This is a genomic window from Yoonia sp., from assembly GCF_014859355.1.
In the GTDB taxonomy this organism is placed as follows: Bacteria; Pseudomonadota; Alphaproteobacteria; order Rhodobacterales; family Rhodobacteraceae; genus Yoonia.
On record NZ_JACUUJ010000007.1, the window covers coordinates 1 to 16,462 of the forward strand.

Here is a 16,462-nt window from a genome sequence, read left to right on the forward strand (position 1 = left end):
CCGCCACATATGGATAAAATGTCGCAAAGAGCGCGCTAAACGAAACTTTGTTGCAGTGATCTAGTCTTTTGCGCCGATCTTGTCTTGCGTTTGGGTTTCAAAATCGCGGGCATCGTGGCGTTCGTGCAGTTGTGTCGCCGGATCGCCATAGGTCCGGTTGACCATGCGGCCACGTTGAAAGGCGGGACGGGCGAAAACCTCATCGGTCCAGCGGTTCACGTGTTTGTAACTGGCCGCATCAAGAAATTCCGCCGCATCGTAAACCATGCCCTTGACCAGCGCGCCATACCATGGCGCGGTGGCCATATCGGCGATGGTATACGTGTCGCCCGCCAGAAAACGCCGCTCTGCCAGATTACGATCCAGCACATCGAGCTGGCGCTTGGCTTCCATCGTGAAACGGTTGATGGGGTATTCCATCTTGGACGGGGCATAGGCATAGAAATGCCCGAAACCACCGCCCAGATAGGGCGCGCTGCCTTGCAACCAGAACAACCAGTTCAGACATTCCGTGCGCCCGGCGGCGTCGGTCGGGATGAAGGCGCCGAATTTTTCCGCCAGATACAGCAGGATTGCGCCGCTTTCAAAAACGCGGACCGGGGTTGTGCCGGAATGATCGACCATCGCGGGGATCTTGGAATTGGGGTTGATGTCCACGAAACCGCTGCCAAACTGGTCACCGTCCTGAATACGGATCAGCCATGCGTCATATTCCGCGCCTGTGTGCCCTGCGGCAAGCAATTCTTCCAGCATGACGGTGACCTTGACGCCATTAGGTGTGGCCAGCGAATAAAGTTGAAGCGGATGTTGCCCGACTGGCAAGGGTTTTTCATGTGTCGGGCCAGCGATGGGGCGGTTAATATGCGCAAATTGTCCACCGCTTTCAGCGTCCCATTTCCAGACCGTTGGTGGGGCAAAGGTGGGGGTGTCAGCCATGTTATTTTCCGTTCACGTCATTTGCGGTTGCTATGGATCTAGGTTGCGCGACCGATCGCTGCAAGCCGCCACGAGGTAAAGACCGCACTCTGACCTGTCCATCAGGGCGTTTCCTTTTAAATGTGGTTATTTCGTCAACATTTCGCCCCTTTTTATGTGATAGTATCCAAAGAAGAAACTGAATGATTGTATGGAGCCGCTATGACAAAGACGAAAATCACCCATCGCCTTATCGCCGGGATAACATCGGGCGCGCTGGGGTTTGTGGCGGTGGTCGCTGCTGTGGCAGGGGTCAGCGCGTTTTCGGCAGGCCCGGCAGCGGCGCAAACGCTTTGTTCCAGCTACACCGCCGTGCGTGGCGATAGCTTGAGCAAAATCGCGCAAAAAGCGGGTGTGTCCGGCGGGTTTCAGCGTTTGTTTGATGCCAACCGCAATGTGATGCGTAACCCTAACCTGCTGGAAATAGGTGATGTTCTGCAAATTCCCTGTGCTGACGGGTCATTGCCTGAAACCGCGGCGTTGCGCATTGCGACCCCTGCACAACCGGTGCCGCAGGTTGCTGTTGATCGCCCGGTGCGGTTTCTGACGGCCAGCGGCTATGCCCCCTTTACCGAAGAAGACATGCCCGAAGGCGGATTTTTCACCAATATGGTGAAACGGGCGATGGCACTGGGCAACCCCGATCAGGATTTTCGCGTGATTTTCGTCAACGACTGGAGCGCGCATCTGACAGAACTTTTGCCCGTTGGCGCTTTTGATGCAGGGTTTCCCTGGTTCCTGCCAGATTGTGCGCGCGTCGAAAACCTGTCAGAATCGAATGCGATCCGCTGCACGGAATTTGATGCCTCTGATCCGTTTTACGATGCCCTTGTCGGGTATTATACGCTGCTGGGCAGCCCCTATGCCACAGCGCAGCAGCACAGTGACCTGATCGGCGCGCGTTTGTGCCGCCCGAACGGCTGGTTTTCGTTTGATCTGGAAGCTGTCAATCTGGTGCCGCCGACAACACCGCTGACTTTTGCGCGGTCAGAAGAGGCCTGCTGGGACTTGCTGCGCGCGGGCGAGGTTGATGTCGTGACTTACGATGCCTTGCCGGCCCAAGATGATTACACCGCGATGGGCATGGCGGGGGATGTGGCGACGATTGAGCCACTTGCCACAAGTGAAACGCTGCATGTCTTTGTACCCAAAACCAACCCCAATGGCGCGGAAACGCTTGCTATTCTTAACGCGGGTCTGGAAGAATTGCGGCTGTCGGGTGAATGGTTTGAAATCGTGCGCAGCGGCATTCAGGCAACCATATCAAACTGACGGCGCAGGAACCGACAGCTGTAAAAACTTTTGACGCGGCACCTTTCAACGGGTTTCGCGTCACTTGCGTTAATGCACACAAGGGGGAAAATTTACCGCAGTCGGTGCGGAAAAATGACGCACTCCGGTGCGTATTGATAATTCTGCATTGAAATCCAGCATTGAGTGTGCTTTCGAAACGCGATGATCTGGCAGTGTGCTACGGTTTTCTAGTTGCCCACTGTTTTTACCGGGAGGAATCAAATGGATCGTCGTTCTTTTATTAAAAAATCGGCACTTGGTGGCAGCATGGCGGCCGCAACGGCGCTGGCGGCCCCCGCATATGCCCAAGGCAACCGGACGCTGACACTTGTCACGACCTGGGGGCGCGGTTTGGCTGGTGTGCATGATGCCGCACAGCGCGCTGCCGATACAATTACCGCGATGACCGATGGCGCGCTGACAATCGACCTGAAAGCCGCTGGTGAATTGGTAGGCGCATTCGAAGTATTCGATGCGGTGACTTCCGGGCAGGCTGATATGTATCATGGGCCTGACTATTATTTCGTGGGTCAGCATCCGGGGTTTGCTTTCTTCACATCTGTTCCTTTCGGGATGACAGCACAAGAACTGAACAACTGGTATTATCATGGCGAAGGTCAGGCGTTCCACGATGAGCTGGGCCAGATATTTGGCCTGAAGTCGTTCCTTGCCGGGAACACCGGGGCGCAGTCTGGCGGCTGGTTTTCAAAGGAAATCAATGGCCCGGAAGATTTCCAGGGGTTGAAATTCCGTATGCCCGGATTGGGTGGCGAAGCGCTTGGCAAGATGGGCGCATCGGTGCAGAACCTTCCTGGCGCAGAAGTGTATCAGGCCTTGGCATCTGGCGCGATTGACGGGACGGAATGGATTGGCCCGTGGGCTGACGAAAAGGCCGGTTTCCAGGAAATCACCAAGTTCTATTACACCGCCGGGATGCATGAACCGGGTGCGGGCCTGTCGTTGGCCACCAACCTTGACGTTTGGGAAAGCCTGTCGCCAACCCATCAGAAGATTATCGAAATTGCCGCAGGCGAAGCAAGCCAGTGGAACCTTGCGCAGTTCATGAACAATAATGCTGCGGCATTGCAGCGTCTTCAGGCCGGTGGCGTGAAGGTTCTGGAATTCAACGACGCGGTTTGGGATGCAATGGGCGCTGCTGCAAAGGCGACGCTGGACCAATACGCCGGTGATGAATTGTATGACCGTATTCGCGCGTCACATGATGCATCCATACGGTCTTCGTCTGGCTGGATCCAGTTGTCTGAAGGTGTTTACCGCACGCAGCGCGACCGGGTGATGAGCTAACGCCGATCATCGCTTGATGTGACGGGGGGCGCGTGCGCGCGCCCCCTTGTTGCATGATCGATTAAAAACATATGGGACGTGCGCCGTTTGCGGGGGGGGGCATCATGGGTTTGGTTGAAGCTTGGGGCGGTCATATCGCGGGATGGTTTTTTGCCCATCTGATCGAGGCGTTTTACAACCTTGGATATGTCATCCTGCATCCCGGTCAATGGCTGGCGTGGGTGCCTTTCATCAATGAACCGATGACCGATGTGGCGGTCAAGGAATCGTTGATGCGCTTTATCTATTACGGCGCATCGGTCGAATTGTTTTTCGTCGTCTTTGCGATTTTCCTGATTGTCAGCGTGATCGGCTTTATCAACAACCGCTTTATGTGGGGCTGCGTGCGCCTGCTGGAAGGGATTGCAAACGGCATCGGGCGCTTTTTTGCTTGGGCCGGTTTGCTGATGGTGTTTCAGCAGATCATCATCATTTTCATGCAGCGGGTCTTTGTTGTATCTGAAATCAGCTTGGGCTTTGGCGTGGCCTTTACCAAAGACGTCAGTTGGTGGTCTGAAGAACTAAAGCTTTATAACGCCATGATCGTGACGCTTTGCGTGACTTATACCTTTGTGCAGGGTGGGCATGTGCGGGTTGATCTGGTGTATTCCGCCGTCAGCTATCGGACAAAGCGGGCGATCGACATGATCGGGTCGCTTTTGTTCATGGTGCCAGCGGCGATTCTGACTTGGCTTTACGGGTGGTTTTTCTTGTGGCGGCATCTGGTGGTGCCGAACCCCTCTGCCTCGGACACACTGGAACGGTTGTTGTCAAAGGCGCGCGCCTTACGCTGGAACATCGAAACGATCGGGTTTTCGCCCAATGGTTTCAACGCTTATTTCCTATTCAAACTTTTGCTTGTCACCTTTACCGCGCTGGTGCTTTTGCAGGCGGTCGCTTTCTTTTACAGGTCTTATCTTGAATTCAAGGAAGGCCCCGAAAGCGAAGGAAAATATCTTGATAAAGACCGTCTTGGCGATCCTGTCGCCGAGAAGATCGCAGAAATCCACTAAAATCAGGGCGGTATTGTAATGCTTTTCGGACTTGATGGCGTCGAAGTCGGCCTGATCATTGTGTTTTTGACTTTGTTTGGGGCAATCCTGTCGGGCTTTCCGGTTGCTTTTGCGATCAGCGGGTCGGCGGTGATTTCCTTTGCCATCATCGCGGCGCTGGACAGCGCGGGCTACCTGATCCACATGGCCGTTGATACCAACGCGGATGCTTACCGTGCGCTGATAGGCCAAGGCGTGCGGCCCGATGCCGTCTCGATTTTCCGATACCCCGAATTGCCCCGCGCCGATGTCGCCCTGTTTCCCCAAGGCTGGGAAGTCGCGCTGGACCGCAACCTCAGCTTTGTGGTCAACCGGATGAACGAACGCGTGCTGGCGGGGGCGTCGATCGAAACGCTGCTGGCGGTGCTGATGTTTGTCATGATGGGCATCGTGTTGGAACGCTCGCGCATTGCCGATGATTTGCTGACCACGATGGCCAAGGTGTTTGGCCCGCTGCCGGGCGGTCTGGCGGTGTCGATCGTGATTGTGGGTGCGTTTCTGGCGGCATCGACCGGGATCGTCGGGGCGACGGTGGTGACGATGGGGCTTTTGGCCCTACCGACCATGTTGAAAAACGGCTATTCGCCCGAACTGTCAACCGGGGTGATCGCGGCATCGGGGACGTTGGGCCAGATCATTCCGCCGTCAATTGTGATCGTGCTGCTGGGCACATTGGCCGGTGATCTGTATTCCTCTGGTCAAGAGGAACGTGCGCGCATGGCGGGGTGTTCGGATGCGCTGACCTATCTGGGCGAACCGGCTGTGGTGTCTGTTGGCACATTGTTTCAGGCGGCGCTGTTGCCCGGGGTCATGCTGGCGGTGCTTTATGCGGCCTATGCCTTTGGCTTTGCGCTGTGGAACCCCAGCAAGGCACCCGCCGTCCAGTTGGGCGGCGATGACGCGCGCCATGCGTCCCCTGCGGGTCACGGCCTGACGTGGTTTCTTGGGGTGCCGGTCGGGATGATTGCGCTTGTCATCGGACTGGGGCAGGTAGGGATCGTCGGTAATCAGTCCGTTATCGTGGACAGCTTTACCGACGCGGGCCAGACTTCATCGCTGCGCACGAATGTCCCTGCAGAATGTCAGCAATCCATGATTGACCTGCACGGGCAGGCGAAATGGGATCAGGCGGTCGCCGAGCAGCAGGCCATTGATGCGGCAGGCGGCGTCACACAGGCCCGCGCGCTGTCAGCCGAAGAACGTGCGGCACTGGTCCTTGGACGTGTCGCTGACGCCCCGCCAATTGGCACAGGTATTGCCATCACAGCGTTGCTGATGGGGCTGACATTGGCGATTGCGCGGGGTGTCGCGCCTTTTGCCAATCCGCTGCCATTGTTGATTGGTGCGGCCGGCACGGTGCTGTTGCTGGTGGTTGATATCCTGCTGATCGGGCCGCTGACCACACCCGGCATGACAACGCTTTTGATCGCCATGCCGCTTGTGATCGGATTTGTCGGGCTGCGCCCTGCCACTGCGCATCTGGCCCGGAACGAGATTTTGCGAGTTGTTTTCCCGCCTTTGGTTCTGATTATCGCAGTGCTTGGTTCGATCCTTGGCGGCATTACCAACCCGACACCAGCCGCAGCCTTGGGCGCGGGCGGGGCCATCCTGCTGGCGGCCTACCGCAAGTTGCAGGACCAGGGCCGGTCGGGGCGCATGGTGATCCTGACTGCCTTTGCGATCGTGCTGATGCTGCTTATCGGCGTCAATTTTGACATGCGCATGGGCCGCGAAGTGGTGCTGCTGGAAAATCGTATCGCCTATTTAGTGGCCTTTGCGTGTTTCCTTTTTGCGATGTTCGGCTTTTTGTGGTCTTGCGGGGTGCTGCTGTTGGGCGGTGTGCTGACGCCGGTGGTGCGCGAAACCGCCAAGGTGACGGCGATGGTATTTGCCATCCTGATCGGGTCGCAATTGCTGAACCTTGTGCTGATTTCCTTCGGTGGCGAACATTATATCCAACAGTTCCTGCGGTCATTCGATAACGAACTGACCGTGTTCCTATTGGTGATGCTGGTGCTGTTCATTCTGGGCTTTGTGCTTGATTTTCTTGAGATTATTTACATCGTGATCCCGATTGTCGGTCCGGTGATCTATGGTGGCACATTCGACCCTAAATGGGTGACGATCATGATTGCCGTCAACCTGCAAACATCTTTCCTGACGCCGCCGTTCGGCTTTGCGCTGTTCTATCTGCGGGGGGTTGCGCCAAAGGTGATCACCACCGGCCAAATCTATCGCGGGGTCTTGCCGTTCATTGCCATTCAGGTCGGTGCCTTGCTGCTGCTTTGGCTGGTGCCCAGCGTCGTGACGATCGTGCCAAACCTTTTGAAATAAACGCGCAGGCGCAACACGCGGCCAGCGATGTGCTGGCTTTTTAGCGTTGTCAGGTGATCAGTTGCGCCCGTCGGGCAGGGTGATCCGTGCGACCTGTTCGGCAATCGGGTCGGTGGATAAAGGATGCAGGTCGTCAACAAAATCGGCAGGATCATTCACCCTTTGCCACCTGCTGTCGCGATAAACGTCCAGCGCCGCATAATTCGCCTTGTAGCCCATCTTGGGGCTGCCCGGCACCCAATAGCCCAGGTAGACGTAAGGCAAACCCAAATCCTGCGCGATCTGGATATGATCAAGGATCAGGTAGGTGCCCAGCGACAGTTTTTCTGCGTCGGGGTCAAAAAAAGAATAAACCATCGACAATCCGTCATCCAGAATATCCGTCAGGCACACCGCTTTAAGTTGATCGGCGTCGTTATATTCGATCAACCGCGACCGGATCGGCGTTTCTTCGACCATGGCGGCAAATTCAAACATGTCCATATCGGCCATGCCGCCGGTTGCATGGCGGGATTCCAGATATTTGCGGAACAGCGCATATTGTTCCTCGGTTGCCCAAGGCGATGTTGCGCGGCGTTTAAGATGGCAGGCCCGTTTGGTCACACGTTTCTGGCTGCGTGTTGCCACAAACTCAGCGACATTGATTCGGGCTGACATGCAGGCTGCACAATCTGCACATGACGGACGGTAAAGCACGTTCTGCGACCGCCGAAACCCCTGTTTTGATAGACTGTCGTTCAGCTTCGTCGCTAAATCGCCCTGCAATGCGGTAAACAGCTTCCTTTCCATCCGTCCCGCAAGATAGGGGCAGGGTTGGGGGGCGGTAACATAGAACTGCGGGGCAATCGGCAGCGTGTGACGCATGGGTGCGATCCTGATGGTTTCGCAAAGCTTAACAACCCAAATCGCATGCGCCAAGCCCCTGCGGTGTCACGTCGTTAATGTCCGGCAGGTCTGCGCACATGATGTTTATGCAACTTTTGGGTCGCACAGGCGCAACAGTTGCGATTGACCCGCCCCATGTCCCGCATCACTGTAGCGACATGAATATTGTGTCGCGTCTGAACCGTTGCCCCAAACCCTTTGATCCTGCGCGCGGTGATGATGCCTTGCAGCATCTGCCGGATTTGCCGCCCGATGTCGCGGCGCTGATTCGGGGCACAGCAGGATGCAGCCCGTATCTGGCCGGGCTGATCGCGCAAGAGGCACCCTGGCTGCGATCTGCGCTGGATGATCCAGAGAAGGCGGTGGCGCAGCTTTTGGCAGATGTGGCGCACATCGACCTGGATCAATTGACCACAGAATTACGCCGTGCAAAACGGCGGATTGCACTAATTGCTGCAGTTTGTGACCTTGGCGGTGTCTGGTCGCTGGAACAGGTGACACAGGTGCTGACCGATCTTGCGGATGCCGCAGTGCAAGCCTGCCTGACCAGGCTGGTCGCCGCCGAGGTCGCGCGCGGAAAACTGCCCGGTGGGGATGATCCGGCGCGTGCCGGTGGGATGGTCGCGCTTGCCATGGGCAAGATGGGCGCGGGCGAACTGAACTATTCCTCTGATATAGACCTGATTTGCCTGTTTGATGAAACCCGCTTCGACCCAGATGATTACCACGATGTGCGTGCCGCGTTTATTCGCGTCACACGGCGGATGACCGCGATCCTGTCCGAGGTGAAGGACGGTGGCTATGTCTTTCGCACCGATCTGCGGCTGCGCCCCGATGCATCGGTCACGCCGGTCTGTCTGTCGATGGAAGCGGCAGAACGGTACTACGAAAGCGTCGGGCGCACATGGGAACGGGCCGCCTATATCAAGGCACGGCCCTGCGCGGGCGATATCGTGGCAGGCCAGCGGTTTCTGGACACGCTGCGCCCATTCGTCTGGCGCAAGCATCTGGATTTTGCCGCCATTCAGGACGCCCATGACATGCGGTTGAAAATCCGCAACCATCGCGGGTTGCATGGGCCGCTGGTGCTGGAAGGGCACAACATGAAACTGGGGCGCGGCGGCATCCGCGAGATCGAATTTTTCACCCAGACCCGCCAGTTGATCGCAGGCGGGCGCGACCCCAGCCTGCGGGTGCGCACCACCTGCGACGGGCTGGCGCGGCTGGCCAAAGCTGATTGGGTGCCGCAGCACACGGCCGATACGCTTTATGATCACTACCGCTTTCACCGCACGGTCGAACACCGCCTGCAAATGATCAACGACGCGCAAACCCATGAATTGCCCGCCGACATGGCCGGTTTTGACAGGCTTGCGGCCTTTATGGGCACGGATACCGCCAGCTTGCGCCGTGATCTGACCGACCGGCTGGAACAGGTCAATGACTTGATCGAAGGCTTCTTTGCCCCCGAACCGGCAGCCCCTGTCGGCACAGACTGGGGGGCTGATGTGACATCGCGCTGGCCGACCTATCCGGCACTGCGGTCAACCCGTGGAAGTGAAATTTTCAAGCGGCTGGCCCCCGAAATCATCGCCCGTTTGCAAGAGGCCGCCAAACCCGACGAGGCGCTGGCCCAGTTTGACCGCTTTCTGGCGGGGCTGCCGGCAGGGGTGCAGCTGTTTTCCCTGTTCGAGGCGAACCCGCAACTGACGCAGTTGATCGTTGATATCGCCGCCACAGCGCCGGCGCTGGCGCAATATTTATCGCGCAATGCGGGCGTGTTCGACGCGGTGATCGGCGGGGCGTTTTTTGCAGATTGGCCGGGGGCGGCTGATCTGGCCGTGCAACTTGGCGCAGTGCTGGTCGCCGTCGGTGACTACGAAGCGCAACTGATGGCGGCGCGTCGATGGGCTAAGGAATGGCATTTTCGCATCGGGGTGCATCATTTGCGCGGCCTGATCGACGCCGAGACCAGCGGCACGCAATACGCCGATCTGGCGCAGGCCGTTGTTGCGGGGCTGTGGCCGGTCATTGCCGCAGAATTCGCCCGCAAACATGGGCAGATGCCTGGCAAGGGCGCGATTGTCGTCGGCATGGGCTCGCTGGGGGCTGCGCGGTTGAACGCGGCTTCCGATCTGGACCTGATCGTGATTTACGATGCCGATGGGGTCGAAACATCAGACGGGCGACGGCCTTTGGCTACGCGGGCTTATTATGTGCGCCTGACACAGGCCTTGGTCACGGCACTGAGCGCGCCAATGGCTGAAGGGCGGCTTTACGAGGTTGACATGCGCTTGCGTCCGTCCGGTCGGCAAGGGCCAGTGGCGACATCCTTGTCCGCCTTTCAGGACTATCAGATGACGCAGGCCTGGACGTGGGAACATCTGGCCATGACCCGGGCCCGTGTCGTCGCGGGGCCTGACCCGCTGGCGGATCGCTTTGAGGCTTTTCGCCAAACGCTATTGGGGCAGAAAGGGAAGGGGGCAGATGTGCTCGCCGATCTGGCCGAGATGCGCGCAAGAATCGCCGACGCAAAAGCCCCGCAAGGCGCGTGGGATGCCAAGATCGGCCCGGGGCGGTTGCAGGATATCGAATTATGTGCGCAGGCGGCTGCGCTGGGTGCAGGGACAGCGGCCCGCGATGTGGCCGGGCAGTTGGCGGCGGGTGTCGCCGATGGTTGGCTGGATGCCGCTGACGCGCTTGCATTGTCGGATGCGGCGGGGCTTTTCTGGCGCCTACAGGCCGCGGCGCGGCTGTTGACAGGGGGGGCGGTGGACCCGGATGCCTTTGGCGAAGGCGGGCGGCGGTTCTTGCTGCGTGAAACAGGGTTTGAGGCGATGGATGATGTTTTGACGGCCATGGGCCGGTTGGCGGCGGCGGCAGATCAAGTCATCAGCCGCAAGTTGGGTGCGCGATGAACGCCCGCGACCCAAACGACCCCAAAGGGCTGATCCGCGAGGCCTATCGCATTGATGGCATTACCGCAGGTGAATGCCGGTCGATTTTTCTGGATTGGGCGATGGGCCTGCCTGACCCTGAGCAGGCGCACCCGGTGATCCGGGCGCTGCTGGCGCGTTACGCGCAAGGGGCCGAAGACCACCCGATGACGCAAACCTTGCGCGCGGGACTTGGCGATGCCGGACCCGCGCGCCGCAGAGGCGGGCGGGCCGGACGGTTCAGCGACTAAGGGCGGCGGCCTCGGCGGCCAATGCGGTGATCGCGGCCCAATCGCCTGCCAACACCTTGTCTGCAGGCGCGACCCATGATCCGCCAACGCAAAGCGTGTTGGAAAGTGACAGGTAATCGGGCGCGTTTTTCAGGCTGACTCCGCCGGTGGGACAGAATTTGATCTGCGGTAGTGGCGCGCCAATCGCCTTGAGCGCGGGCGGGCCGCCGTTCGCCTCGGCGGGGAAGAATTTCATCACCCAATAGCCGCGTTCCAGCAGACGCATCGCCTCGGTCGCGGTGGAAATGCCGGGCAGCAGGGGCAGGTCGTTCGCCTCGCAGGCGTCAAGCAGGCGGTCGGTCGCGCCGGGCGAGACACCAAAGGTCGCACCGGCCGCCTTGGCGTTTTCAACGTCTTTGGCTGTCAGCAGGGTGCCCGCGCCCACAACGCCGCCTGGCACGGCGGCCATTTCGCGGATCGCGTCCAGCGCGGCGGGGGTGCGCAAGGTGACTTCCAGTGCGGGCAACCCGCCTGCGACAAGCGCGCGGGCAAGGTTGGCGGCATGGGTGGCGTCGTCGATCACCAGAACCGGGATCACGGGGGCCAGATTGCAGACTTTTGCGGCGGCGGCGGATGACTCTTGCGGGGTCATTGGGGTGGTCCTTTTTGTCAGGGACGGAGAGCAGCTTTTTTTGCAAAAAAGCCGCTGCCTCCGGCGGGAGTTTTTTGGCCAAGATGAAGTTTAGACGACCACGCCAGCCCCGTCAGCGGCAAGGCCGACATTCGCCCGGAACGCGGCGAACAATTCCCGTCCGACGCCGCTGCCGTTGCCGGACAGATCGGCGGTGGCGGCGGTGCGGGTGGACAGGTCGACGCCCTTGACCTCGATTGTGCCTTTTGTGGCATCCAGCCGGATGATGTCACCATCGCGCAGCCGCGCGATCGGGCCGTCGTCGGCGGCTTCGGGGCTAAGGTGGATCGCCGAGGGCACCTTGCCGGATGCGCCCGACATGCGCCCATCGGTGACAAGTGCCACTTTCAATCCCCGGTCCTGTAGCACGGCAAGGGTTGGTGTCAGGTTGTGCAATTCAGGCATGCCGTTGGATTTTGGCCCCTGAAAGCGTACCACGATGACGGCATCCTGGGTGAACTCACCGGCTTTGAATGCTTCTTTCACCGCTTCCTGGGTGTGGAAAATCCGCGCTGGCGCTTCGATGATATGGCGTTCTTCGGCGACGGCGGATGTTTTGATCACGCCGCGCCCCAGATTGCCCGCTAGCTGTGTCAACCCGCCATGGGCATGGAACGGGTTGCTGGCCGGGCGCAGGATCTTTTCATTCAGCGAGGCCCCGGCACCGGGGCCGTAGATGACGCGCCCGTCGGTCAGTTTGGGCTCTTGCGTGTAAAGTTCCAGCCCGTCACCGGCGATGGTTTTTGTGTCGGGGTGCAGCAGGCCCGCGTGCAGCAATTCCCCGATCATGAAGCCAAGCCCGCCAGCCGCGTGGAAATGGTTCACATCGGCCAGCCCGTTGGGGTAAACCTTGGCCAGCAGCGGGGTCACATTGGACAGGTCGCTGAAATCTTGCAGATCAAGGATGATCCCGGCGGCGCGTGCCATTGCGGGCAGGTGGATCACCAGATTGGTCGATCCGCCGGTCGCCATCAGGCCGACGATACCGTTCACAAATGCCTTTTCGTCAAGAATGTCGCAAACGGGCGTATATGCATTGCCCAGTGCCGTGATCGCCAGCGCGCGTTCGGTGGCCGCCGTGGTCAGCGCGTCGCGCAGCGGTGTGCCGGGGTTGACGAAGGACGCCCCCGGCATGTGCAGCCCCATGAATTCCATCAGCATCTGGTTGCTGTTGGCGGTGCCGTAGAACGTGCAGGTGCCCGGCCCATGATAGCTGGCCATTTCGGCGGCCATCAGCGCATCGCGCCCGACCTCGCCATTGGCGAATTGCTGGCGCACGCGGGCTTTTTCATCGTTGGGCAGGCCGGATGTCATCGGACCAGCGGGCATGAACACGCCGGGGATATAGCCGAATGTCGCCGCGGCGATCACCAGCCCCGGCACGATCTTGTCGCACACACCCAGATAGGCGGCGGCATCATAGGTGTTGTGCGACAGCCCCACAGCGGCGGCCAATGCGATCACGTCGCGCGAAAACAGCGACAGTTCCATACCGGTCTGCCCTTGGGTGACACCGTCGCACATGGCGGGCACACCGCCTGCCACCTGTGCGGTGCCACCGGCCCCGCGCGCGGCGGCGCGGATCAGATCGGGGAAATGTTCGAACGGCTGATGCGCGGACAGCATATCGTTATAGGCGGTGATGATGCCAAGGTTGGGGCTGGGCCCTGTCGCCAGCGCGTCTTTGTCCTGATCCATGGCGGCATAGGCGTGGGCCTGATTGCCGCAGGTCAGATGCGCGCGGCGCGGACCTTCGGCGGCGGCGCGGGCCATCGTTTCCATATAGGTGCGGCGCGGCCCTTCGGAACGGGCCCTGATCCGGTCAGTGACTGCTGCGATTGTGGGGTGAAGCGACATGACGCATCTCCTTTGCTTGATCGGTTTGCGCATAACACGATTTGTTAGCGCTAACAAGTGTCCATCCTGTCGCGTCAAGAGTGAAGCCGTCGGATGTTGTTAAAGCTATGGGTTTAAATAATAAATTTGAAAAGATGGCGTGTTCAAACCGAAGAGGATAGATGATGCGCAAATGCGCACTGTGGGTCATGGGGTTTTTGTTTTTGGCGGGGCGCAGGCTGTCGCGCTTGAAAACGCGGGGCAGACAGAAAAAGTGCGCGCGACTGATTTTCTGACGACCGTGCTGCGCAATGAACTTGCGTAAGCCGCGCACGGCAGTCTTTTCACAGCGTTGCAGACAGGATAGAGGGCAGGCATGACAGATATTGCCCCCCCCCCGCTGCTGCCCACCGTCCGCCTGATCCCCAAGGCCGAGGCACGCGCCATCCGCCACGGTTTTCCTTGGGTTTATGCCAATGAACTTGTCACTGACAGGCGCACCCGTAACCTGACCGCTGGCACGCTGGCCCTGCTAGAGGATGCCGGCCGCCAACCCATGGGCGTGGTCGCGGTCAACCCGGCATCCAAGATCATTTGTCGCATGTTGGACCAGAACCCCGATGCGGTGATTGATCAGGCGTGGTTTGTCGCGAAATTTCAACGCGCACTGGCCCATCGCGCGCGGCTTTACGACGCGCCGTTCTACCGGTTGATCCATGCCGAGGCTGACGGGTTGCCCGGTGTGATCGTCGACCGTTTCGGTGATGTGGCCGTGATCCAGCCCAATGCGGCATGGGCTGATCTGCTGCTTGAACCGCTGGTCGCCGCCCTGGTTGATGTGACCGGCGTGGCCACGGTGGTGATGAACGGCACGGGCCGTGCGCGCACGCTGGAAGGGTTGGAGGAACGCACCGATGTGATGATCGGCAGCGCCCCTGCTGGCCCGATTGCTGTGCCGATGAACGGGGCCACCTACATGGCCGATGTCATGGGCGGGCAGAAAACCGGGTTGTTCTTTGACCAGCGCCCCAACCACGCCTTTGCCGCCAGCCTGTCGCGGGGCGCGCGCGTACTGGATATGTTTTCGCATGTGGGTGGCTTTGGTCTTGCTGCATTGGCCGGTGGGGCGAAATCGGTGCTGGCGGTTGACGGGTCGGCGCCTGCGTTGGAACTGGCCGGGCAGGGGGCGGATGCGATGGGCGTTGCCGACAGGTTTGAAACCCGCAAGGGTGATGCATTCGACGTGCTGACAGCCCTGGCAGAGGAAAGCGCGCAATTCGATGTCATCATCTGCGACCCGCCCGCATTCGCGCCCTCGCGCAATGCGTTAGAGGCCGGTTTGCGCGCTTATGAACGGGTTGCGCGGCTGGCGGCGCCGCTGGTGGCGGATGGCGGATACCTGGGCCTGTGTTCGTGTTCGCACGCGGCAGACCTGACCAAATTCCGCAACGCAAGCGCGCGGGGCATTGGCCGGGCCGGGCGGCGTGGGCAGATCATCCACACCGGATTTGCCGGGCCGGATCACCCGCTGATGCCGCATCTGGCCGAAAGCGGCTATCTGAAGGCTGTGTTCTTTCGCCTATGAGGGTGATGATCGACGCCTGCGTGCTGTATCCGACGGTGATGCGCGAGGTGGTGTTGGGCGTTGCCGCGCAGGGGCTGTTCGAGCCGCGTTGGAGCGCGCGTATTCTGGAAGAATGGGCGCGCGCCACGATCAAGCTGGGCGCCGAACAAGAGGTTTTCGCGCGTGGTGAAATCGCCGCCCTGACCGCGCGGTTTCCCGACGCATTGGTGCGCTATGATGCGGGCATTGAAAAACGGTTCTGGCTGCCGGACCCTGCGGATGTTCACGTGCTGGCGGCGGCGGTGGCGGGGTCTTGTGATATGATCCTGACGCTGAACGCCAAGGATTTTCCCCGCAATATTCTGGCCGACGAAGGGGTGGAACGGCGTGACCCCGATGCATTTCTGCGCGATCTTCATGCGCAATCGCCCGACCGTGTGCGTGCGGTGGCCGATGCGGTTCTGGCCGAGGCGCGGCGGCTGTCGGGTGACAACTGGACCATGCGCGCATTGATGAAAAAGGCGCGGTTGCCGCGACTGGGTAAGGCGTTAGAGGCCGCCCAAAGCGAAGGCGCTTAACCCGCCTGCCATTTCGCCTCATTCGCTTCGATTGCGGCGATGCGTTGTGGTGTTTTGGGGTGGCTTAGCATCCATGCGGGTGTGCCGCGCCCGGCGCCGCCCGTCAGCTTTTCCAGCTTGTGAAACAGCGATTTCTGCCCCGCCGTGCCGATGCCCGCCTTGACCAGCAGGGCAGATGCATATGCGTCTGCCTCGAATTCGTCCTTGCGTGACAATCCTGCTGCAAGCAGCGTCATCAACCCCGACGCGATCAGCGGGCCAATGCCCGGCAGAAACCTGTTCAACACCATCGCAAGGGCCGTGCGCACGGCATTCTGGCCGGAAAAATCAATCATCCGGCGGCGCGAATGACCCAAGGCGACATGGCCCAATTCATGGGCGATCACGCTGGCCATTTCCTCGGCGCTGACAACGCCTTGGCGGTATTTGTTGAAAAAACCGCGCGTGATGAAAATGCGCCCGTCGGGGGCGGCCAGCCCGTTGATCGGATCGATTTCATAGATATGCACCTTGATCCGGTCGATATCCAGCGCGCGCGCCATCTGGTCGGTCAGCACCTTCAGGATCGGATCGGCCAGTTCAGTCGATTTCGCATCCAGTTCGCGCGATGTGCGCCAGACCGAAAAACGATACATCGCCAATCCGTAAAGCAGTGCCAGAATGATCGGGGTAAACTTTATCATACCCTAGAATATGGGGCAGCGACGGCGGTTCACAAGGGGAAAACCCCTGCGCAAACTGCCG

The 16,462-nt window shown here is 59.7% G+C and carries 14 protein-coding genes; 9 read left to right on the forward strand and 5 right to left on the reverse strand.

Going from position 1 to position 16,462, the window contains the following annotated elements; genetic code table 11:
- Window positions 1–60: 60 nt before the first annotated feature.
- Window positions 61–936 carry a glutathione-dependent disulfide-bond oxidoreductase gene (gene yghU, locus IBX59_RS04210; protein WP_296372735.1) on the reverse strand — a complete coding sequence of 292 codons (876 nt, stop codon included), beginning with the start codon at window positions 934–936 and terminating at the stop codon, window positions 61–63.
- A 201-nt stretch (window positions 937–1,137) separates the two neighbouring features.
- On the opposite strand from yghU, the gene IBX59_RS04215 reads away from it, so the two are divergent.
- From IBX59_RS04215 to IBX59_RS04230, 4 genes are all read left to right on the forward strand, one after another.
- The gene (locus tag IBX59_RS04215) at window positions 1,138–2,247 is read left to right on the forward strand and encodes a LysM peptidoglycan-binding domain-containing protein (RefSeq protein WP_296372737.1); all 1,110 of its coding nucleotides are present in this window, start codon (window positions 1,138–1,140) and stop codon (window positions 2,245–2,247) included.
- A 243-nt stretch (window positions 2,248–2,490) separates the two neighbouring features.
- Complete coding sequence (locus tag IBX59_RS04220) at window positions 2,491–3,573, forward strand: TRAP transporter substrate-binding protein (RefSeq protein ID WP_296372739.1); 1,083 nt, start codon at window positions 2,491–2,493, stop codon at window positions 3,571–3,573.
- A 104-nt stretch (window positions 3,574–3,677) separates the two neighbouring features.
- Window positions 3,678–4,625: a TRAP transporter small permease subunit gene (locus IBX59_RS04225; protein WP_296372742.1), complete on the forward strand. Its 948-nt coding sequence runs from the start codon at window positions 3,678–3,680 to the stop codon at window positions 4,623–4,625.
- 18 nt (window positions 4,626–4,643) lie between these two features.
- Window positions 4,644–6,998, forward strand: a complete 2,355-nt coding sequence (locus IBX59_RS04230; protein ID WP_296372744.1) for a TRAP transporter large permease subunit — start codon at window positions 4,644–4,646, stop codon at window positions 6,996–6,998.
- A 57-nt stretch (window positions 6,999–7,055) separates the two neighbouring features.
- Here IBX59_RS04230 and IBX59_RS04235 read toward each other — a convergent pair whose 3' ends face one another.
- Window positions 7,056–7,862, reverse strand: coding sequence for an arginyltransferase (locus IBX59_RS04235; RefSeq protein WP_296372746.1), 807 nt, complete (start codon window positions 7,860–7,862; stop codon window positions 7,056–7,058).
- A 179-nt stretch (window positions 7,863–8,041) separates the two neighbouring features.
- On the opposite strand from IBX59_RS04235, the gene IBX59_RS04240 reads away from it, so the two are divergent.
- Window positions 8,042–10,801 carry a glutamine-synthetase adenylyltransferase gene (locus IBX59_RS04240; RefSeq protein WP_296372897.1) on the forward strand — a complete coding sequence of 920 codons (2,760 nt, stop codon included), beginning with the start codon at window positions 8,042–8,044 and terminating at the stop codon, window positions 10,799–10,801.
- Complete coding sequence (locus IBX59_RS04245; RefSeq protein ID WP_296372748.1) at window positions 10,798–11,070, forward strand: hypothetical protein; 273 nt, start codon at window positions 10,798–10,800, stop codon at window positions 11,068–11,070. Before IBX59_RS04240 ends, IBX59_RS04245 begins: the two co-directional genes overlap by 4 nt.
- Here IBX59_RS04245 and eda read toward each other — a convergent pair.
- Both eda and edd read right to left on the reverse strand, forming a co-directional pair.
- The gene (gene eda / locus IBX59_RS04250) at window positions 11,060–11,701 is read right to left on the reverse strand and encodes a bifunctional 4-hydroxy-2-oxoglutarate aldolase/2-dehydro-3-deoxy-phosphogluconate aldolase (protein WP_296372750.1); all 642 of its coding nucleotides are present in this window, start codon (window positions 11,699–11,701) and stop codon (window positions 11,060–11,062) included. The two genes, IBX59_RS04245 and eda, sit on opposite strands and share 11 nt — an antisense overlap.
- 90 nt (window positions 11,702–11,791) lie before the next feature.
- Entirely contained in the window at window positions 11,792–13,597 is a 1,806-nt protein-coding gene (gene edd / locus IBX59_RS04255) for a phosphogluconate dehydratase (protein ID WP_296372752.1), read from the reverse strand.
- A 172-nt stretch (window positions 13,598–13,769) separates the two neighbouring features.
- Between edd and IBX59_RS04260 the strand changes: the two genes are divergently transcribed.
- Genes IBX59_RS04260 through IBX59_RS04270 form a run of 3 tightly spaced genes read left to right on the forward strand, consistent with a single transcriptional unit; the run spans window position 13,770 to window position 15,718 of the window.
- Complete coding sequence (locus tag IBX59_RS04260; protein WP_296372754.1) at window positions 13,770–13,901, forward strand: hypothetical protein; 132 nt, start codon at window positions 13,770–13,772, stop codon at window positions 13,899–13,901.
- A gap of 51 nt (window positions 13,902–13,952) precedes the next feature.
- Entirely contained in the window at window positions 13,953–15,161 is a 1,209-nt protein-coding gene (locus tag IBX59_RS04265; RefSeq protein ID WP_296372756.1) for an RSP_2647 family RNA methyltransferase, read from the forward strand.
- A complete protein-coding gene (locus IBX59_RS04270) occupies window positions 15,158–15,718 on the forward strand; it encodes an RSP_2648 family PIN domain-containing protein (RefSeq protein ID WP_296372758.1) in 561 nt (186 codons plus the stop codon). The genes IBX59_RS04265 and IBX59_RS04270 overlap by 4 nt, the downstream gene beginning before the upstream one ends.
- On the opposite strand, the gene IBX59_RS04275 is transcribed toward IBX59_RS04270, so the two are convergent.
- Window positions 15,715–16,401 carry a M48 family metallopeptidase gene (locus IBX59_RS04275; protein ID WP_296372760.1) on the reverse strand — a complete coding sequence of 229 codons (687 nt, stop codon included), beginning with the start codon at window positions 16,399–16,401 and terminating at the stop codon, window positions 15,715–15,717. The two genes, IBX59_RS04270 and IBX59_RS04275, sit on opposite strands and share 4 nt — an antisense overlap.
- Between the last annotated feature and the right edge of the window lie 61 nt (window positions 16,402–16,462).